The sequence below is a fragment of the Vibrio sp. 10N.261.45.E2 genome (assembly GCF_002875705.1).
In the GTDB taxonomy this organism is placed as follows: domain Bacteria; phylum Pseudomonadota; class Gammaproteobacteria; order Enterobacterales; family Vibrionaceae; genus Vibrio.
The window spans coordinates 1-20,942 of record NZ_MCZZ01000154.1 but is presented as its reverse complement, the minus strand read 5'-3'; the positions used below and the strand labels follow the sequence as shown (position 1 = coordinate 20,942).

General features: G+C 44.9%; 14 protein-coding genes and 5 tRNA genes. 6 read left to right on the top strand and 13 right to left on the bottom strand.

All coding sequences use genetic code 11. The annotated features are described in order from the left end of the window. Nucleotides 1–35 precede the first annotated feature (35 nt). The 11 genes from BCT34_RS21335 to BCT34_RS21285 form a co-directional block, all read right to left on the bottom strand. Nucleotides 36–1,277: an NADH:ubiquinone reductase (Na(+)-transporting) subunit B gene (locus tag BCT34_RS21335; protein ID WP_076654463.1), complete on the bottom strand. Its 1,242-nt coding sequence runs from the start codon at nucleotides 1,275–1,277 to the stop codon at nucleotides 36–38. A gap of 197 nt (nucleotides 1,278–1,474) precedes the next feature. Next, nucleotides 1,475–2,443, bottom strand: coding sequence for an SPOR domain-containing protein (locus BCT34_RS21330; protein ID WP_076654464.1), 969 nt, complete (start codon nucleotides 2,441–2,443; stop codon nucleotides 1,475–1,477). Nucleotides 2,444–2,630: 187 nt separating this feature from the next. Next, nucleotides 2,631–3,569, bottom strand: a complete 939-nt coding sequence (locus BCT34_RS21325; RefSeq protein ID WP_076654465.1) for an ABC transporter permease — start codon at nucleotides 3,567–3,569, stop codon at nucleotides 2,631–2,633. Between the two features lie 2 nt (nucleotides 3,570–3,571). Continuing rightward, nucleotides 3,572–4,549 (bottom strand): ABC transporter permease, encoded by a 978-nt coding sequence (locus tag BCT34_RS21320; protein WP_076654466.1) that lies wholly within the window; start codon nucleotides 4,547–4,549, stop codon nucleotides 3,572–3,574. 179 nt (nucleotides 4,550–4,728) lie between these two features. Continuing rightward, nucleotides 4,729–6,282, bottom strand: a complete 1,554-nt coding sequence (locus tag BCT34_RS21315) for an ABC transporter substrate-binding protein (RefSeq protein ID WP_076654467.1) — start codon at nucleotides 6,280–6,282, stop codon at nucleotides 4,729–4,731. Between the two features lie 94 nt (nucleotides 6,283–6,376). Beyond that, nucleotides 6,377–8,104, bottom strand: coding sequence for an ABC transporter ATP-binding protein (locus tag BCT34_RS21310; protein WP_076654468.1), 1,728 nt, complete (start codon nucleotides 8,102–8,104; stop codon nucleotides 6,377–6,379). 1,088 nt (nucleotides 8,105–9,192) lie between these two features. After that, nucleotides 9,193–9,269: transfer RNA gene (locus BCT34_RS21305), tRNA-Pro, on the bottom strand. 55 nt (nucleotides 9,270–9,324) lie between these two features. Beyond that, nucleotides 9,325–9,400: transfer RNA gene (locus BCT34_RS21300), tRNA-His, on the bottom strand. A 45-nt stretch (nucleotides 9,401–9,445) separates the two neighbouring features. Further along, nucleotides 9,446–9,522 (bottom strand) — tRNA-Pro (locus tag BCT34_RS21295). Nucleotides 9,523–9,598: 76 nt separating this feature from the next. After that, nucleotides 9,599–9,674: transfer RNA gene (locus BCT34_RS21290), tRNA-His, on the bottom strand. 49 nt (nucleotides 9,675–9,723) lie between these two features. Then, nucleotides 9,724–9,800: transfer RNA gene (locus tag BCT34_RS21285), tRNA-Arg, on the bottom strand. A 298-nt stretch (nucleotides 9,801–10,098) separates the two neighbouring features. Between BCT34_RS21285 and BCT34_RS21280 the strand changes: the two genes are divergently transcribed. Beyond that, nucleotides 10,099–10,512: a cytochrome c5 family protein gene (locus BCT34_RS21280; RefSeq protein ID WP_076654469.1), complete on the top strand. Its 414-nt coding sequence runs from the start codon at nucleotides 10,099–10,101 to the stop codon at nucleotides 10,510–10,512. A gap of 80 nt (nucleotides 10,513–10,592) precedes the next feature. On the opposite strand, the gene rep is transcribed toward BCT34_RS21280, so the two are convergent. Then, on the bottom strand, nucleotides 10,593–12,611 hold the full coding sequence (gene rep / locus BCT34_RS21275; protein WP_076654470.1) for a DNA helicase Rep: 2,019 nt from the start codon (nucleotides 12,609–12,611) through the stop codon (nucleotides 10,593–10,595). 181 nt (nucleotides 12,612–12,792) lie between these two features. Between rep and BCT34_RS21270 the strand changes: the two genes are divergently transcribed. From BCT34_RS21270 to BCT34_RS21255, 4 genes are all read left to right on the top strand, one after another. Further along, complete coding sequence (locus tag BCT34_RS21270) at nucleotides 12,793–13,374, top strand: TetR/AcrR family transcriptional regulator (RefSeq protein WP_076654471.1); 582 nt, start codon at nucleotides 12,793–12,795, stop codon at nucleotides 13,372–13,374. Between the two features lie 18 nt (nucleotides 13,375–13,392). After that, a complete protein-coding gene (locus BCT34_RS21265; protein WP_076654472.1) occupies nucleotides 13,393–14,499 on the top strand; it encodes an efflux RND transporter periplasmic adaptor subunit in 1,107 nt (368 codons plus the stop codon). A gap of 11 nt (nucleotides 14,500–14,510) precedes the next feature. Then, nucleotides 14,511–17,633 (top strand): multidrug efflux RND transporter permease subunit, encoded by a 3,123-nt coding sequence (locus BCT34_RS21260; protein ID WP_076654473.1) that lies wholly within the window; start codon nucleotides 14,511–14,513, stop codon nucleotides 17,631–17,633. A gap of 118 nt (nucleotides 17,634–17,751) precedes the next feature. Then, the gene (locus BCT34_RS21255; RefSeq protein WP_032551009.1) at nucleotides 17,752–18,003 is read left to right on the top strand and encodes an accessory factor UbiK family protein; all 252 of its coding nucleotides are present in this window, start codon (nucleotides 17,752–17,754) and stop codon (nucleotides 18,001–18,003) included. A 320-nt stretch (nucleotides 18,004–18,323) separates the two neighbouring features. Here the strand turns inward: BCT34_RS21255 and ilvC are convergent, their stop codons facing one another. Continuing rightward, the gene (gene ilvC / locus BCT34_RS21250) at nucleotides 18,324–19,808 is read right to left on the bottom strand and encodes a ketol-acid reductoisomerase (protein ID WP_076654474.1); all 1,485 of its coding nucleotides are present in this window, start codon (nucleotides 19,806–19,808) and stop codon (nucleotides 18,324–18,326) included. Nucleotides 19,809–19,953: 145 nt separating this feature from the next. Between ilvC and ilvY the strand changes: the two genes are divergently transcribed. Then, the gene (gene ilvY, locus BCT34_RS21245; RefSeq protein ID WP_076654475.1) at nucleotides 19,954–20,844 is read left to right on the top strand and encodes an HTH-type transcriptional activator IlvY; all 891 of its coding nucleotides are present in this window, start codon (nucleotides 19,954–19,956) and stop codon (nucleotides 20,842–20,844) included. Nucleotides 20,845–20,942 lie beyond the last annotated feature (98 nt).

Here is a 20,942-nt window from a genome sequence, read left to right as displayed (position 1 = left end):
CTTATGGGATTCATTTTCCCTCTTCTACACCTAAATCAACGCGATGTCCGTTTCAGTCTGCGCTTGATATTTTGCTCTTTCACAATAAAGTCGAACAATGGTGCGAACAGGTTCGCGAACAAGATAGCCAGCATGATGCCCTCTGGGTAAGCTGGATTAAGCACTCTGATACCGACTGTCATAACGCCGATCAAAATACCATAGGCCCATTTGCTCTGATTGGTAAACGCGGCGGATACTGGGTCTGTCGCCATAAAGAAAGTACCAAAGGCAACACCACCCAACACAAAGTGCCAGTAGAACGGCATCGAGAACATTGAGTTAGTCTCTGATCCTATCCAGTTCATCAAGCTCGATGTGGCAACAAGACCAATAATCACACCAGCGACAATTCGCCAAGAAGCTATCTTCATGGCAATCAAAATCAGCCCCGTCAGCATGATAAGCAGTGAAGAAACCTCACCCATCGAGCCTGGAATGTTACCGACAAAGGCATCCATCCAAGTGATCGCCTCGCCAGTCATGTTGTTAATAAGAGATGTACTACCACCCTCATACCACTGACTCAGCGGCGTAGCACCGGAATAACCGTCAGCAGCAACCCAAACTAAACCACCCGACATGTTGGCAGGATAGGCGAAATAGAGAAACGCACGGCCTGCCAGTGCAGGGTTAAGGAAGTTTCGTCCTGTACCGCCAAACAGCTCTTTAGCAACAACGATACCAAAGGTGATACCTAATGCGGCTTGCCATAGCGGAATGGTAGGCGGGAGGATTAAGGCAAATAGCACAGAACTAACAAAGAAGCCCTCGTTGACTTCATGTTTTCGCACAACCGCAAATAAGACTTCCCAAAAACCACCAACCACAAATACCGTGGCATAAACGGGTAGGAAATAGAGAGCACCGAGAAGCATCTGGCTTCCCCAACCACTTACCATCAATGATGGTGCATCACCAAATGCCCATGACAGACGCCAGCTGTTTTCGATAACAGAAGTAAGTTCGCTGGGTTGATAGCTGGAGGTTAACGCGAGGACACTTTGATGCCCGACGTTATACATGCCCCAGAACATCGCAGGAAAGGTCGCTAACCACACCAGAATCATGATTCGTTTAAGATCGATGCTATCTCGAACATGGGTCAAGCCTTGGTTTACGTTGCCAGGCGTATAAAATATGGTCGCGAAAGCCTCATACACAGGGTAAAGCTTTTCGTACTTACCTCCGGCTTCGAAGCGTGGAGCCACGTCTTCTAATCGTTTTTTAAAACTCATAATCTCAATCACCTTATTGCTTTAGTTATGGTTTTCTACGCACCAGCTGTGCCATTTGAACAACTTTTAGCGATTTTTAATCAAATTCGTCTTTAAGAACGAGTGCCGATAAGTCGAGCGATGTTGAAAAATAAGGGCGGATAAACAACAAAGCCCCAGCAAAGGCTGAGGCTTGTTTGGTATTGCAACAGTCGTCGCTACTTCACACACATCACGTTGAGCAGTGAAGACCCTTTCAATTGGTTCACATTACCGTTGGTAAACAGACCTTTCTTGTCTGCGCCCCAATAAGGTAGATGCATTGGCCAGTTCTGTTTTTCCATCACCTTTGAGTTCAAAATGCTCTGCCATTGCTTTTCACTCATCAACTTCATGTTGACCTTATTACACACCAATTCAGCGCTGCCGTAGTCTAGGCGGCTCCAAGGCTTACCTTGCTCCATATAGAACTGCTGTTGATGGTCTAGAAGGTAAGGAATTGCATATTGGCTACCCGCAACGTCTGCTTTCACGCGAATTTCGATTTCTAGATCGTTGTCTGAGCTCGCATTACCACTTGGTAGCGTCTGAATGGCAGCAGCGCTCGTTACCGCAGCCGCTGGCTTAACAGCCACAGGTTTTGGGGCTGGTTTAGCTTCTACCTTTGGTTTTACAGGGGCTTTAGGCTTTACAGCTTTTGGTTCTGCCGTTTTCGCAACAATAGGTTGTGATGAGGTTTTCGACTTGTCGACCATACGAATAAAGGCTTCACCATAACCAGGGACTTTACGCACCTGAGCTAGATCTTTTCTCGCATCAGAGAAGGTAGAGTAAGGACCAATTAAGCAACGGTAGTCTCCGCCTTCAGGCTTCATCCAAACATTGGTCGAGATTTTCTCATACAGGGGCTTTGCTCGGTTCAATGACAAAGGCTTATTCAGCAGACCACATTGAACCCAAAACAGTTCGTTATCGGAATGACGTTTAGGTGCCTTGCTACCCCACACACCCTTACCGATCGGACATGATTGCTCTAGCTGTGGCAATTGGTTGGTGCTTGCCTGAGTGGCATCACATAGAACCGACTCTGCATTCACTTGGCTCGATACCAAAAGGGATGCAGCAATAAGCCCCATACGATAATTTCTCGTCACAGCACGACATACAGCATTCATTGTCAATTTCATAACCACCACTTAAACCCTCACGGGCTAATTATTACCGAATCTATGTCGATAAAACATGAATTCCATTTTAAGTATTATTGACACTATCAATGATACTAAGTTCCAGATCCATTAAGCAAAAAAAGAGCCGTAATTGCTTACGGCTCTTAGTTTAGTGACTTTTTTTACTAAAAATCAAACCGAGCTATCACCCTTTGTAGATTTTCGGGTTAAACACGTCGCGTAACCAGTCACCTAATAGGTTAATAACTAGAACCAATGTTACCAAAAGCACACCCGGGAATGCTGTGATCCACCATGCTCCTGAGAAAATGTAGTTAAAACCAGTACTGATCAGGGCGCCGAGTGACGGTTGGTCTACCGGAAGACCCAAACCTAGGAAAGAAAGTGCCGCCTCTGACATGATGGCATTTGCCACCTGTACCGTAGAGATAACCAAAATCGGTGATAAACAGTTAGGTAGAATATGACGGAACATGATGCGAGGCGCTCTAAAGCCCATCACACGAGCCGCTTCTACGTACTCTTTCTTCTTCTCTGCCAATACCGATGCACGAATCGTACGAGCATACTGAGGCCATTCAGCAATACCGATGATCACCACCAGCATAACAACGGCATATTGCGCGTAGAAGTCACTACCGAAACTCGCCTTAAAGATAGCCGAAACAATGATCGCAACCATCATGGTTGAGAACGAAAGCTGAACATCGGCAAAACGCATCAGGAAACTATCGATACGACCACCGAAGTAACCCGCAGACAGACCAATAATGATACCTAGAGTCAACTGAAGGCCAACAGCTAGGAAACCAATAGTCAGTGACAGGCGCGAGCCATAAAGCATCGTCGATAAGATGTCACGACCTTGCTCATCAGTACCTAGTAGAAAGCGCTCTTCGCCGTCTTCCATCCAAGATGGTGGTAGCTCTGAATCCATGATGTCGATAGACGTCACGTCATACGGGTCTGTTGGCGCTAGAATCGGTGCCGCTAATGCCATAATGAGGAAAGCTGCAAAGATAGCGAAGCTCACCATTGCGACTTTATCGCGTAAGAAGTAGTACAGAATGTCTGACTGCTTGAATCGCTCCCAACGAGATGGAGCTGTTGTTGTTTGTTCCATGATTATGCTCCTTTCCCTGTAATGTTCACTGTTGGGTTAATGATGCCGTACAGCAGGTCAACAATGGTGTTCGTTACTACGAAGATCAGGCCAACGAAGATAACGTATGCGGTAATCAGTGGAGTATCCACTCGGTTAATCGCTTCAAGGAAAAGGAAGCCGGTACCTGGCCACTGGAATACTGTTTCAGTAAGAATGGTGTAAGCCACCATAGTACCGATTTGAACACCACCTACCGTTAGTACAGGTAGCATTGTGTTTTTCAAAGCGTGTTGGTAGTAAATCTTGTTCAGCGCTAAGCCTTTTGCTTTACCAAACTTGATGTATTCAGAGCTCAGAACCTCGAGCATTTCAGAGCGTACTAGACGAATGAACAGAGGCAGCATGATAGATGCCAAAGCAATGCTCGGCAGTACTAAGTGTGCAAGGCCATCTAGCGTTAAGAAGCCAGACTCCCAACCAAACCAGTTTGCGGTATCACCACGTCCGAATGACGGCAGCCAGCCGAGTTCAATAGAAAACACATACATCAGCATGATTGCGGTTAAGAAAACAGGCACAGAGATGCCGATACTACTGCCCGCCATCACGAGCTTAGTGAAGAAGCTTTTTGGGTGTATTGCAGAATAAACGCCAAGTGGAATCGACAGACAAACGATGATCAGAGAAGCGCCAAACACAAGTTCAAGCGTCGCCACCAGCTTATCTAAGATTACGTCCACAGCAGGGCGTTTAAAGAAATATGAAGTACCAAGATCACCTTGTAGAGCTGCGCTCACAAAGCGGGTGTATTTGGTAATGAAGGGATCATTTAAGCCGAGTTCATCACGCAGCGCTTGACGCTCCGATTCTGAAACAGATTGACCGACTAACTCACGTAACGGGTCGCCCAGGTTATCCTGAATGGCAAACGCCACCAAACTGATCACAAACATCACTATCAGTGCCTGAAACAGGCGCTTGACCAGAAACGTAACCATTCCTTGCCCCTTATCTATCCATGACTATCTAGTCGAAATCCGCGACTAGATAACAAAAATTCAGTCTTAAAAAAGGTATTTAGCCAGACTGAAGGAAGACTAAATACCTAAACTTAAATCTATTTCTTAATAATTTGAGAGCCTGAAAAGCTTCAGGCTCTCGATTCTAGCAAGCTAGATTATTTTACAACTAGGTCGCCGAAGTAAGGCATAACCATTGGGTTTACGATGTCTGCAGCACCTACGTTAGACTTCGCGCCCCACGCTTCACTTTGCCAGTGTAGCGGTACGAATGCAGCGTCGTTGTATAGTGTTGCTTCAACGCCTTTCAGCATCTTAGAACGCTTAACTGGATCAGTTTCAGTGTTAGATGCTTCTACAATCGCATCCATCTCTGGGTTTGAGTAACCAGAACAGTTGTATTGGCCACGACCTGTCTCTTCGTTACGAGTCATTGTTAGGAACTCGTTGAAGTTCGCTGAATCTTCAGTATCTGAGTGCCAGCCGATCATCATCATGTCTGCTGAACATAGGTCAAATTCAGGCCAGTACTGTGCTTTAGGCATAGTCTTAAGATCAACTTTGATACCAATCTTAGACAGCATTGCCGCAGACGCTTGTGCTACTTTCGCATCGTTCACGTAACGGTTGTTTGGTGCCATCATAGTTAGCGTAAAGCCATCTTCGTAGCCCGCTTCTTTCATCAGCTCTTTCGCTTTCTTAAGATCGTAACGAGGTACTAGCTCTTCGTTGTGACCCGCGTAGCCTGTTGGACTTTGCTGACCAGCAGCGGTTGCGAAGCCTTTCATGATCTTCTTAACGATGCCTTCGTTGTTGATTGCATGAACAATCGCCTGACGAACGCGAACATCTTTCAGTGCTTCGTTGCTGTTTTGGTTCATTTGGAACGTGATGATACGAGTACCAGGTAGCGTTACCAGATCGATATTCTTAGCGTTCTTAACACGCTTGTGATCGTTTGGTGCTACTGGGTGAATCATATCAACGTCGCCAGAAAGAAGTGCTGCAACACGTGTCGCATCTTCTTTGATTGGCACAAGTGTTAGCTTGTCTACGTTGCCTTCAGTTTCTGTGTCCCAGTAATCGTTGAAACGTTCGAACGTTACTTTAACGCCTTGCTCACGCTGCGTTACGATGAATGGGCCAGTACCTGAAACGTTAGTCGAAGCGAACGAGTTACCGTGCTTAACTAGCTCAGACTTGTCTTTACCTTCCGCTGTTTGGCCAGAGTAGAACTTGCTGTCCATTGGGAAGATGTAAGTTGCTGTTTGTAGTACTAGTGGGTAAGCCGCTTTTGATACTAGCTCAACTGTGTAGTCATCCACTTTTACCATTTTTTCGTATGGCGTGAAGATAGACTTAAAGTCTGGAGAAGCTTGTAGACGTTCAAAAGTCCACACAACATCATCAGCAGTCAGTTCGTTACCAGAGTGGAATTTCACACCTTTACGTAGGTTGAAACGGAAAGTCGTTTCATCAACACGCTCCCAGCTAGATGCTAGGCGGCCTTCAAAATCCATCTCTTTTGTGAAACGTACTAGAGGGTCAAACACCATGTGAGACATTTGCAGTGTGCCACCAGACAGCTGCTCGTGCGGGTCAAGTGATACTGGGTCAGCTGCGTAGCCAACGGTAATATCTGCTGCTGCTGCACTAAAGCTTAGGCCAGCTGCCATTAAAGCTACTGCTAATTTGCTTTTCATGGTTTTCATTGCATAACTCCTTCATGCGGGAATCCAGATCCCTAGTTGTTGTATTTGCGTCTGTTTATTGTTGTTAGCAAGCTAAACTCCAGCCTGCTGATTTTTATACCGCGGCTTGTGCCACTGCTTTTTCTTCTCTTAAACCTGTAAATTCAGGCATTAAAGAAATCAGTTGTTTGCTGTATTCATGCTGAGGTGATTGGAACAGCTGCTCAGTTGGCGCTACTTCCAATAGTTCTCCCATTTGCATCACACCAACACGATCACACATTTGGCGAATAACCGGTAAGTCGTGACTGATGAACAGCATGGTTAGGTTTAGCTCATCTTGTAAGTCTTTTAGTAGGTTAAGGATTTGAGCCTGTACCGACACATCCAGTGCCGATGTTGGTTCATCACAAATCAAAAGACGAGGACGAGTTGCCAAGGCGCGAGCGATAGAAATACGCTGACGTTGGCCACCTGAGAATTCGTGCGGGTACTTAACCCCTGCCATTACGCCTAAGCCAACGTGCTCTAGCAAATCATTCACGATCTGACGAGTTTCGTTTTCGTTGCGAGTAAGCTTATGGAATCGAATAGGTTCAGCAATGATGTCGAATATCTTCATTCGAGGGTTCATTGATGTGTAAGGGTTTTGGAAAACCATCTGCATTTGACGGCGCATTGGGCGACGTTCTTTTTCAGATTTAAGGCCAGTCAGGTCAACGCCTTCAAACGTTACCTTACCTGAGTTGGGTGCGTATAAGCCTGCAATCACACGAGCAATCGTTGATTTACCTGAACCTGACTCACCAACCAAGCCAAATGTCTCACCTTCATGCACTTCAAAGCTCACATTGTTTGATGCTTGAACGTACTCGCGACGGCTCTCAAAGAACGAATCTTTAGTCGTGAAACGCAGGTTTACATTTTCAACATTCAACAATGGGCCAGTGTAATCACCGTGATCTTGGCTTTGACCTAACCAGTGGTTTTTAACGTCAAGGGGTTCCATCTCGTGCGCTTCTTCTATGTAGCTAACAAGAGGGAAACGATCGAGTTTGCGGTCTGAACGTGGAACCGCTGAGATAAGGCTGTGTGTATATGGGTGTTCAGGAGTACCTAGCACTTTAGCTGTAGGGCCGAACTCAACCAAATCACCTCGATACATTACGGCTACGCGATCAGTTACGTTAGATACCACACCCATGTCGTGCGTGACCAACATGCAACCTACGTTCTTCTTGATACATAGATCGCGAATCAAACCCAAGATCTGATCTTGGATGGACACATCCAGTGCTGTTGTTGGTTCATCAGCAATGATTAGGTCAGGTTCACCTGCCAATGCGATCGCGATAACAACACGCTGACGCATACCGCCAGAGAATTGGTGTGGATACTGCTTTAAACGGTTTTCTGGTTGCGGGATACCAACTTGGTTCATCAAGTCCAATGAGCGTTGGTAGGCTTCTTGATCCGAAACCTTCATGTTGGCGTGAATCGTTTCTTTTAACTGCTGTTCTACTGTGAATAGAGGGTTAAGAGACGTCATTGGATCTTGGAAGATAAAACCAATCTTTGAGCCGCGAACAGAACGCATCTGTTCAGGAGATAAGCCAGAGACTTTTTCGCCATCCAGAAATACCTCGCCGCTTGCAATGCGACCAGGAGGGCTCAGCAAATCGATCACAGCATTACCTACTGTTGATTTACCTGCACCAGACTCGCCTACAACACCAACAATCTCACCACGTTCAATGTTGAACGAAAGTGATTTAACTGCGGCGTGAACTCCATGACGAGATGGGTATTCGATACGAAGATTTTTTACTTCTAAAAGTGACATTACCAGACCTCTACTGCTTTGGCAGCTTTCTGCCCTGTCTGCAAAATTGAATCCATTCTTACCAGAATATTGTTCTGATATTTTATACGGTTGACAATTTGGCAAATAATTCACAGAAAAGCAACAAAAATAGGATAAAAAGTCGACATTAAACGCTTAACAAGCAAAAGCACCACATAACTATTCACATAAAGAGCATATAGTAAGAAAAATCAAAGCTATATTATCGGCAAGAAATACTCACAAAATCCTTACTACTACTTACTTGTAGAGTTAAACCTGTGCTTCAAAGCAGATCTCACTACCAGTCACTAAAAACAAATAATTATTCCAATAAACAATTAACACTATAGAAACAAACGCTGATTTTGCCAACTTAAACAAATAAAACAACCAGATAGTATTAAATTAGCCATACATTTAACCATTTCCATTATCTAGATAAATACAAACCAGAGAAACGAAAGGCTTAATAAATCAGAGGAGTTTTTGAACCGGCAAATGCGTAGAAAGCTGTTAAATTCAGGCCTTAGTAAGCAAATTTTGGGTCAGGCTTCACTTTTCATAAAAGTTTCTAGACCAAACCCATTAATATGTCGAATTATTAAGCGGGCTATTTATATAAAATTAGATATAGATCTTCTGGTTTAATAAAACGAACACCTCTATACAGGCGTAATAATGAGGAAAATCGTAAGCAGAGTTCTTATCTACAGTAGGTAGTTTAACTGAAGATATCTTAAGGAGACTGCTGAACTAGATTGGTTCGATACAACAAGCAGCAAAAACTGAAGAAGACTAAAACGACAGGAGTAAAATGCCTCATCATTTCTGACGCGGACGGCTAGTTGAGGTTTCTTAAGTGATTGGTGAAGAGACATTCTTTGAACATCAGGCGAACCCCAGGGTTTCAACCTAGTGATCGACAGATGAAAAAAAAGCTCATCATTTCTGATGAGCTTTCTTAAAGGTGGTCGGTGAAGAGGGATTTGATCGGACTGGCGATCCAGCCCACGGCCTTCTGGCCTCAAACTATCTACATTTCAGACGTAAAAAAGCCCCGTCATTTCTGACGAGGCTTCTTAAGGTGGTCGGTGAAGAGGGATTCGAACCCCCGACCCTCTGGTCCCAAACCAGATGCGCTACCAAGCTGCGCTATTCACCGAGACGTTTCGTTTGATTTCTCAAACTGGGAACTTCAAAGAAGCTACCAAAATTAATGGGGTGGCTAACGAGATTCGAACTCGCGACCACCGGAATCACAATCCAGGGCTCTACCAACTGAGCTATAGCCACCACTAATTTTTTATATAACCGCTTAACAAGCGATTATTGAAATAGTGGTCGGTGAAGAGGGATTCGAACCCCCGACCCTCTGGTCCCAAACCAGATGCGCTACCAAGCTGCGCTATTCACCGACTAGTTTTGTATCGATTCTAGGGATAATGAATCAACACTGGAAGCCGAAGCTACCGATAATTTGTAAAGAAAGAATGGGGTGGCTAACGAGATTCGAACTCGCGACCACCGGAATCACAATCCAGGGCTCTACCAACTGAGCTATAGCCACCATTATTTCTTTTCTGCCAATTTCTCACTTACCGAAGTAAGAGACCGGATGGCGCGCCTGAAAGGATTCGAACCTTCGGCCTTTGGCTCCGGAGGCCAACGCTCTATCCAGCTGAGCTACAGGCGCATGCCCTGTCGGCGGAGTGGAATAATACGTATATCACCCAATGCCGTCTAGTACTTTTTTAACTTTTTTTTCTGTTTGGTCTCTTTTTCGACAGTTAATATGTGATAAACCCCTTATTTGAGTACTACAACCCACCACAGCTTATAAGTTGTTGTTTATTGCAACAACTTATCGGGATATAATCACCCATTATTTACATTGGTTTAACAGTTGCTCTTTGCTGGTTAAAGCCAAAACACCCTTCCAACACTATAAATTGGTAAGCATGTACTTACCTTGGGAATGTAAAGTGAGTTTAATGGATATGTCTCGTCGAATTTTAAGCGTTGTCATCGCAGTTTTAACCTTTTCAACTGGCGCAATGGCTGCAGGCCTAAGCGAAGCAGAGCAAGATGCAATTGCTGAACGCATCAAACCAGTTGGCCAAGTTTACCTAGTCGGCAGCGAGCCAGTAGCCGCGGAACCAACAGGCCCTCGTGATGGCGCAGCAGTTTACGGTACCTTTTGTATCGCTTGTCACGCATCTGGCGTAAGTGGCGCACCTAAAACAGGTGATGCTGGTGACTGGGCGCCTCGTATTGCTCAAGGTCGCGACATCCTAGCTGACCACGCAATCAATGGTTTCAATGCGATGCCAGCGAAAGGTTCATGTATGGACTGTTCAGACGACGAAATCAAAGATGCTATTGAGCACATGATTGCCGGTCTGTAATTAAAAATGCCAAATTCAAAAAAGGTGACCTCATGGTCACCTTTTTTATTAGCTTCTATATAGTGCAAATAAAGCTAAGCTTATTTCTTGTTGAACATCGCACGAATATTCGCAATGTGCGCCTGCCCTTTTTCCATTCTTTCTTCAGCGGATTGAGGCTTCTTAACACTTTCCCATTCCACATCATCATGTGGCAGCTCATCAAGGAAGCGACTTTGTGTTGGCTTAATCAATTCACCATATTGACGACGCTCACGACACTTAGTAAAAGTCAGCTCTTTCTGCGCTCGAGTAATCCCTACATACATAAGACGACGTTCTTCTTCTACGTTGCCTTCATCAACACTGGTTTGGTGCGGTAAGATCCCCTCTTCTGCTCCCATCAGAAATACATATGGGAACTCTAGGCCTTTCGATGCATGCAATGTCATTAACTGAACTTGGTCTGCGTCGTCATCATCTTCACCACGCTCCATCATGTCGCGCAGCGTTAAACGTTGAACCACCTCACGTAGGGTTTTCTCTTCTTTGTCGTAGTTGTCACCCTCAAGGTCGGCCACAATCCAACTATAGAGATCAGAGACGTTCTTCATTCGCATTTCAGCGGCTTTCGGGCTCGCTGAGGTTTCGTACAACCAATCTTCGTAATTAATATCACGAACCAAAGAACGCACTGCATCTACAGTATTACCACGCTCAGCATTATCCGAGATACGAACAATCCAATCGGTAAATCGACGTAAGTTCTCTAAGCCCCGGCCTGTAAGGGTTTGCTCTAAGCCCATCTCAAAGCTCGCTTCAAACAAGCTCTTGCCACGCATGTTGGCATAACTGCCTAGCTTCTCTAGCGTCACCGGACCAATCTCACGACGCGGTATGTTTACAATGCGTAGGAAGGCGTTGTCATCATCAGGGTTCACCAACACACGCAGGTAAGCCATGATGTCTTTTATTTCTGCTCTAGCAAAGAAAGAGGTACCGCCAGAGATCTTGTAAGGCACACGGTTCTGCATCAGTGCTTTTTCAATCAAACGAGATTGGTGGTTACCACGGTAAAGCACTGCGTAATCTATGTATTCTGTGCGATTCAAAAACTTGTGCGCGATGATCTCACCGGTAATACGCTCGGCTTCGTGCTCTTCGTTTTTGGCATTCAAGACCTTAAGCTTTTCACCGTCAGGGATCTCTGAGAATAGAGACTTCTCATAAACGTGCGGGTTATTGGCGATCAATATGTTCGCTGCACGCAAGATTCGACTGGTTGAGCGGTAGTTTTGCTCTAGCTTAATCAGACGAAGGTTTGGGTAATCCTCACCTAGCAGCACCAGGTTTTGCGGTTTTGCACCACGCCACGAGTAAATAGATTGGTCATCATCGCCTACCACCGTTAAACGACCACGCTCTCCCACCAATAAACGAACCAACTCATATTGGCTGGTGTTGGTATCTTGATACTCATCGACCAATAAATAACGGATACGTGACTGCCAACGCTCGCGCACTTCTTGATTGGTCTTGAGTAATAGAACAGGCAGTGCAATCAAGTCATCAAAGTCGAGGGCGTTGTATGCCTTCATCTGTTTCTGGTACATCTCAAAACAGAATGCAAACAGCTGCTCTTGTTCGCCTTGAGCGCGTGCTTTCGCCTGATCTGGCGTCAGCATGTCATTCTTCCAATTCGAAATCGCACTCATCAATGCACGTAATAAGTCCTTGTCACCATCGATCTGTCTTTCTGTTAGCTCTTTTAATAGCGCCAACTGGTCTTGGTCATCAAACAAAGAGAAACCCGCTTTCAAGCCCAGCGCTTTGTATTCACGACGGATGATGGTTAAACCCATGGTATGAAAGGTCGAAACAATCAGCCCTTTCGATTCACCCTTCCCAAGAGTTTGCCCAACACGCTCTTTCATCTCGCGCGCTGCTTTATTGGTAAAGGTTACGGCTGCAATATTACGCGCCTTATAGCCACACTCTTGAACCAAGTAAGCGATCTTATTAGTGATAACACGTGTTTTACCGGATCCAGCGCCTGCTAATACTAAGCAGGGCCCCGAAACATATTTCACGGCTTCATCTTGTCTTGGGTTCAGTTTCATTTGATTCTCAATTTGGTCTAGAGGGGGCGAATTCAATTGCGCGCCTATAATAATGCTGCAACATCACGAATGCTACGTTCTCTTATACAAGATTTTTACGCCGATTATGTAAAACTTTGTTGCACATGTGTATGGTTATTAGGCTATAATGAATGAACGTTCATTCATTGGTGATTGAAATATGACTACTCATGCACCTCAGGATAAACGCCAGCAAATACTTTCTGCAGCTGAAAAGCTAATAGCAGAGGTCGGCTTCCAGGGCCTTTCAATGCAAAAGTTAGCAAAAGAAGCGGGAGTAGCTGCAGGCACTATCTATCGCTACTTCGATGATAAAGAGCATTTGATCGAAGATGTTCGAGTGCTCGTGACTCAAAGAGTAGCTGATGCTGTTCAAGATGGGGTTAATGATTCGGATCCAATTAAGCAACGCTACCGTACTATGTGGTTGAACATATGGAACTTAGCAGGAACGAATTTAGCCGCAATAAAAAATCGGGTTCAGTATGACTCTCTACCCATCACAAATAGCCTAAACTTCAGGGAACTAGAACGTAAAATGTTTGCCCAAGTTGAGCTGTTATTTGAAGAAGGGAAAGAACAAGGATTGTTTAAACCGCTGCACAATGAAGTATTAGGCGGCTTGAGCTTGGCGGCTAGTGTATCTCTAGCACGCAAGCATTCTTTAGGATTTTACCAACTTGATGAAGCAGAACTAGAATCTGCAATCGAAGCAAGTTGGGACGCAATAATTAAACACTAGATCGGAGTTTTGACCATAATGAAAAAGTGGACTTTCTTCATGTTACTCATCGCTGTGCTACTTTTCGGCAGTGTTATTGGGTTTAACATGTTCAAACAACAAAAAATTGCTGAGTATATGGCCAACCGCCCTGAACCAGAGTTTCCAGTAACGGTAACTGAAGTTCAGCCGATCGACTGGGTTCCAGTGATTGAAGCTATCGGCTTCATCGAACCTAACCAAGGTGTGACACTAGCGAACGAAACCAGCGGTGTAATCGACCAAATTTCTTTTGAATCAGGTACTGAGGTTAAGAGCGATCAACTATTAGTTCGCCTTGATTCAGATGTAGAGAAAGCGAATCTTAAGAGTTCTGAAGCTCGCTTGCCTGCTGCGAAAGCAAAGTACAAGCGTTACCAAGGTCTATTCAAGAAAGGCTCTATCTCTAAAGAAGCTTATGATGAAGCAGAAGCTAACTACTTCTCTCTTTCGGCTGACATTGAGAGCCTAAAAGCGTCGATTGCACGTCGTGAAATTCGCGCACCATTCGATGGCACAGTTGGTATCCGTAACGTATACCTAGGTCAATACCTACAATCGGGTACAGATATCGTTCGTTTAGAGGATACCAGTGTAATGCGCCTACGCTTCACGGTTTCTCAAACTGATATCTCTCGCATCAATGTGGGCCAAGCTGTTGATATCTTTGTTGATGCTTACCCAGAAAAACCGTTTGAAGGCTCTATCAGTGCGATTGAACCCGCAGTAAGCATCCAAAGTGGTCTTATCCAAGTTCAAGCAGACATTCCAAACAATGATGGCAAGCTTCGTAGCGGCATGTTCGCCCGCGCTAACATCATTCTGCCTAAACTAGAGAACCAAGTAACTCTGCCTCAAACAGCGATTACTTTCACTCTATACGGTGACAATGTTTACATCCTAACTGAAGAAGACGGCGTTCAACGTGTTGCTCAACATGTTGTAAAAGTAGGTGAGCGTACAGCTGATATTGCACACATCCTTGAAGGCGTGAAAGCCGGCGATACAGTAGTAACTTCTGGCCAGGTACGTCTAAGTAACGGTGCCAAAGTTAAGGTTGTTGAAAGTGATGCAATCACTCCACCTGCTGAAACACCTAAGCTGTAACCGGAGGCACAATGCGCTTTACTGATGTTTTTATTAAACGTCCAGTTCTAGCGGTATCCATCAGCTTTTTGATTGCGCTGCTTGGCTTACAAGCAATCTTCAAAATGCAGGTGCGTGAATACCCTGAAATGACGAATACCGTCGTAACCGTAACCACGAGTTACTACGGTGCAAGTGCCGATCTTATCCAAGGCTTTATCACACAGCCCCTCGAACAGGCTGTGGCCCAAGCGGATAACATCGACTATATGACTTCTTCTTCTGTACTTGGTAGTTCTACGATTACCGTGAACATGAAGTTGAACACCGACCCTAATGCAGCGTTGTCCGACATACTGGCCAAGACAAACTCGGTTCGTTCTCAGCTACCTAAAGAAGCCGAAGATCCGACCGTAACTATGTCTACCGGTTCAACGACAGCGGTACTCTACATTGGCTTTACCAGTGATGAGTTAGTGTCGAGCCAAATTACCGATTATCTAGAGCGTGTAATCAACCCGCAGCTATTTACTGTAAACGGTGTATCAAAAGTTGACCTATACGGTGGTATGAAATACGCACTGCGCGTATGGCTAGATCCATCAAAAATGGCGGCAGTAAACTTAACGGCAACAGACGTGATGGCGGTATTGGATGCGAACAACTACCAATCTGCGACAGGTCAAGCTACAGGTGAATTTGTTCTTTATAACGGCAGTGCTGATACTCAGGTATCAAACACTGAAGAGCTAGAAAACCTTGTAGTACGAAGTGGCGAAGGCGAAATCATCCGTCTATCTGACATTGCTAAGGTTTCTCTAGAGAAAAGCCACGATGTTTACCGTGCAAGTGCCAATGGTCAGGAAGCGGTCGTTGCAGCGATTAACGCGGCACCAAGTGCAAACCCGATCAACATTGCAGCCGATGTTCTTGAGCTTCTTCCTCAGCTAGAGAAAAACCTACCAAGTAACATCTCAATGAATGTGATGTATGACTCGACGATTGCGATTAACGAATCTATTCAAGAGGTTATCAAGACCATCATTGAAGCAGCATTAATCGTACTGGTTGTAATTACCTTGTTCCTAGGTTCATTCCGAGCGGTACTGATCCCTATCGTTACTATCCCACTGTCATTGATCGGTGTGGCAATGGTAATGCAGGCGATGGGTTTCTCTTGGAACCTGATGACGCTATTGGCAATGGTACTCGCCATCGGTCTGGTGGTTGATGATGCGATCGTTGTACTTGAGAACGTCGACCGACATATCAAGCTCGGGGAATCCCCTTTCCGCGCAGCAATCATCGGTACTCGTGAAATTGCGGTTCCTGTTATCGCAATGACACTAACGCTAGGTGCGGTATACGCTCCGATCGCGATGATGGGTGGTATCACGGGTTCTCTATTTAAAGAGTTTGCGCTAACCCTAGCAGGTTCGGTATTTGTATCAGGTATCGTGGCATTAACGCTATCGCCAATGATGTGTTCAAAAATGCTGAAAGCTAATGCCGAGCCAAGCAAGTTTGAACAAAAGGTACACAGCGTACTGGATGGCATGACCAACCGTTACGAGCGTATGCTTGGTGCGGTAATGAACCATCGCCCAGTATTCATTCTCTTTGCTGTTATCGTATTTGCAAGCTTACCAATGCTGTTTAAGTTCATCCCAAGTGAATTAGCACCTTCAGAAGATAAAGGTGTAATCATGCTGATGGGTACAGCACCATCAAATGCGAACTTAGACTTCATGCAAAATACCATGAACGACGTAAACACCATTCTGTCTGATCAGCCAGAAGTAGCGTACGCACAGGTGTTTACTGGTGTACCTAATGCAAACCAAGCGTTTGGTATCGCATCTATGGTTCCATGGAGTGAGCGTGAGACAAGTCAGTCAGAAGTTGCTAACCGCGTAGGTGAGTTAGTAAAAGATGTACCGGGCATGGCGGTAACTGCGTTCCAAATGCCAGAACTACCAGGTGCAGGTTCAGGTCTTCCAATTCAGTTTGTTATTACAACACCAAACAGTTTTGAGAGCTTATTCCAAATCACTACTGACATCTTGACTGATGTAGCAACAAATCCGCTGTTCGTATACTCGGATCTCGATTTGAACTACGACTCAGCAACGATGAAAGTACACATCGATAAGGACAAAGCGGGCGCATACGGTGTGACCATGCAGGATATCGGTATCACACTAGGTACTATGATGTCTGATGGCTACGTAAACCGTATCGACTTAAACGGTCGTTCTTACGAGGTTATTCCTCAAGTTGAACGTAAATTCCGTTTGAACCCAGAGTCAATGAACAACTACTACGTACGTGCCGCTGATGGTAACGCCGTTCCACTAGGCAGTTTGATTACGATTGATGTTGTGGCAGAGCCTCGCTCACTTCCTCACTTCAACCAATTGAACTCGGCTACGATTGGTGCGGTACCGGCTCCAGGCGCAGCAATGGGTGATGCAATTGCGTGGTTTGAAGACACAGCAGCGAACAAGCTTCCAAGTGGCTACAACCATGACTACATGGGTGAAGCACGCCAATACGTAACAGAAGGTAGCGCACTTTACGCGACCTTTGGTTTAGCGTTGGCGATCATCTTCTTGGTATTGGCGATTCAGTTTGAATCTCTAAAAGATCCACTGGTTATCATGGTATCTGTACCACTGGCGATTTGTGGTGCCCTAATCGCTCTGGCTTGGGGTGCGGCAACGATGAACATCTATTCGCAAGTTGGTTTGATCACCTTGGTCGGCCTGATTACCAAGCACGGTATCTTGATTTGTGAGGTAGCCAAAGAAGAACAGCTACATAATCACAAAAACCGTATTGAAGCGGTAATGGAAGCGGCGAAGGTTCGTCTTCGTCCAATCCTGATGACAACGGCTGCGATGATCGCGGGTCTAATCCCACTGATGTACGCAAGTGGTGCGGGTGCGGCTCAGCGTTTCAGTATTGGTATCGTAATCGTTGCAGGTCTAGCGATTGGTACTATCTTCACGCTATTTGTACTGCCTGTGATTTACAGCTACTTGGCTGAAAAACACAAACCTTTACCTGTATTTGTTGAAGACAAAGACCTAGAAAAGCTAGCTCGCGTCGATGAAGCAAAAGCAGCGCACAGAGAATTAGCTGATAATAAGTAATCACTAAGCGTAGTAACAATAAAAAGGCTACTTCGGTGGCCTTTTTTTGTACGCCATAGGCGACATCTCAAGTGTGATTAAATAGAATAGTGATAAATATTCAGGAGTTTTAATTGATATGTTTGATCCAAAAAAACTAGAGCAGATTGCTAAGCAGATCCACGATTCTATGCCTCAACCAGTAAAAGAGCTTGGTTCAGACGTAGATCAAAAAGTTCGTCAGGTTATCCAAGGCCAGTTGAACAAGTTAGACGTTGTAAGCCGTGAAGAATTTGATGTTCAAACTCAAGTACTACTGCGCACTCGTCAAAAGCTAACTGAAATGGAACAGAAGCTAGCCGATCTAGAAGCTAAGCTTGCTGACAAATAAGCTATTAGCGAACAAATATAAGAGGGTTGACGTGAGAACGTCAGCCCTTTTTTATACGCTCGTGCTTAGAAAAATAGATTCCCAACAACGCTCTCATTCGTCGCTTTCGGGAGTGACTTAGTCTAGAACAAGAAATGGTATCGTGCTCTTCTAGCAACAGTTACACTCTTGACCCATCCCCAGAAAAACATAAAAGGCTTGGTCAACGGCGACCAAGCCTTTTCATTAAATGTTGTGTTGCTTATTCATAACTCCTACCTGTAAGGAGTTGTTGATACTGCTTTGCTTTTTCTACAAATTTGCAGTATCTAGGCGACGAATTAACCGCCTACAGCGATACGCTTCATGTCGCTCATGTAGCTACGTAGCTCTTCACCAATGTATTCTACAGGGTGGTTACGGATAGCTTCGTTTACTTCAATTAGCTTAGCGTTATCAACTTGGTTAGATGTTTCACCTAGACCGCGACCAATTACGTCAGTTGCTACTGAAGGCATGAACTTCTCACGTAGTAGCGGTGTAGCTACGTTAGCGAATAGGTAGTTACCGTACTCAGCTGTATCAGAGATTACAACGTTCATTTCGTATAGACGCTTACGAGCAACCGTGTTTGCAATTAGTGGAAGCTCATGTAGAGATTCGTAGTAAGCAGACTCATCGATGATGCCTGATGCTGTCATAGCTTCGAATGCTAGCTCAACGCCGGCACGAACCATAGCAACAAGTAAGATACCGTTGTCGAAGTATTCTTGCTCTGAGATTTCTACATCAGAAGCTGGGTAGTTTTCGAATGCAGTTTCACCAGTCTCTTCACGCCAGCCTAGTAGGTTCACGTCATCGTTCGCCCAGTCAGCCATCATAGTGCTAGAGAAATGACCAGAGATGATGTCATCCATATGCTTGTTGTAAAGCGGACGCATTAGGTCTTTAAGCTCTTCAGAAAGCTCAAACGCTTTAACTTTAGCTGGGTTAGATAGGCGATCCATCATGTGAGTTACGCCACCAAACTTAAGTGCTTCAGTGATCGTTTCCCAACCGTATTGTAGAAGCTTGCCTGCGTAGCCTGGTTCGATGCCATCAGCGATCATCTTCTCGTAAGATACGATAGAACCCGCTTGTAGCATGCCACAAAGGATAGTTTGCTCACCCATAAGGTCAGATTTAACTTCCGCTACAAAAGAAGACTCTAGGCAACCTGCACGGTGACCACCAGTACCTGCAGCCCAAGCTTTAGCGATATCCCAACCTTCACCTTTAGGGTCATTCTCTGGGTGAACAGCAATTAGTGTTGGAACACCGAAGCCACGCTTGTACTCTTCGCGAACTTCAGAACCTGGACACTTAGGAGCAACCATTACAACCGTAAGGTCAGAACGCAATTGCATGCCTTCTTCAACAACGTTAAAGCCGTGAGAGTAACCAAGTGCAGCGCCCTCTTTCATTAGCGGCATTACAGTTTCAACAACGTTTGTGTGTTGCTTGTCTGGAGTAAGGTTGATTACTAGGTCTGCTTGTGGGATTAGCATTTCGTAGCTACCTACAACAAAACCGTTCTCATCAGCGTTTTTGAATGATTGACGCTTCTCATCAATTGCTGCTTGGCGTAGAGCATAAGATACGTCTAGACCAGAATCACGCATGTTTAGACCTTGGTTTAGGCCTTGAGCACCACAACCAACAATTACGATTTTCTTACCTTCAAGATATTCAGCTTCTGTCGCAAATTCTTCACGATCCATGAAGCGGCAACGACCTAGTTGGTCTAGTTGTTCACGAAGGTTTAATGTATTGAAATAGTTAGCCATTCTAGGGCACTCCTTTAAAAATAAGTCCGTAGGTCGATATCTCTCTATCGAATGACTTCATACTAAAACAGACACTCCGTTGCTGAAAGTGATATATTCACAATTAGTTATTGCAATAAATGCAACATGGAAACGATCGCAAAACATGAACATAAAATCTCTACAATTATTTATACATTTATGTGATAGCAAGAGTTTCAGCAAAACCGCTGCTGCTATGCATGTCAGCCCTTCAGCACTGAGCCGTCAGATACAAAAGCTTGAAGAGGAAACAGGACAGGAACTGCTTATCAGAGACAACCGCAGTGTTGACCTCACACCAGCAGGTAAACATCTACTACCTGTAGCATTGAGTATCGTTGGAGAGTGGCAGCAATATAACCTTCATCTGAAGGGTGGAGAGCAAGAGCTTAAAGGTGAGATCCGTATATTTTGTTCAGTAACGGCCAGCTACAGTCACCTCCCTGAACTCATAACCGAATTCAGGGCTATTCATCCATATATTGAATTTAAGCTCTCAACTGGTGACCCCGCTCAATCCATCGACAAGATCTTAAACGATGAAGCGGATATCGCTATCTCAGCCAAGCCAGACATCCTTCCTTCAAGGTTAGAATTCGAGACCATCAGCGATATTCCACTGTCAGTCATCATTCCATCTGGTGTGAGTAGCTTTACCCAACAACTACAATCCGATAAACCAAACTGGAATGAAGTACCTTTTATTATCCCAGAAGCAGGCACAGCAAGAGAACGTGCGAACGCATGGTTCAAAAAGATGAAGATAAAACCCAATATTTACGCTCAGGTATCTGGTCATGAAGCGATCGTAAGTATGGTAGCTCTTGGTTGTGGAGTTGGTATTGCCCCGGATGTCGTCATCAACAACAGTCCTGTACGAGACAAAGTAGACCGCTTAAAGATAGAGCCAATCAAACCTTTTGAATTAGGTGTATGTTGCAAGCGAGCACAACTAGATAACCCTCTAATTCGAGCGTTCTGGCAAGTTGCGGAAGGGAAATATTTATCGGATTAACTGCGACTAGTTTTCTATATTGAAAAGAGAAGAGCACGTCAGTGTTCTTCTCTTTTTATTTTTGGTTTGGCATGTAAGAAAAAAGCCCGCTGATTTCT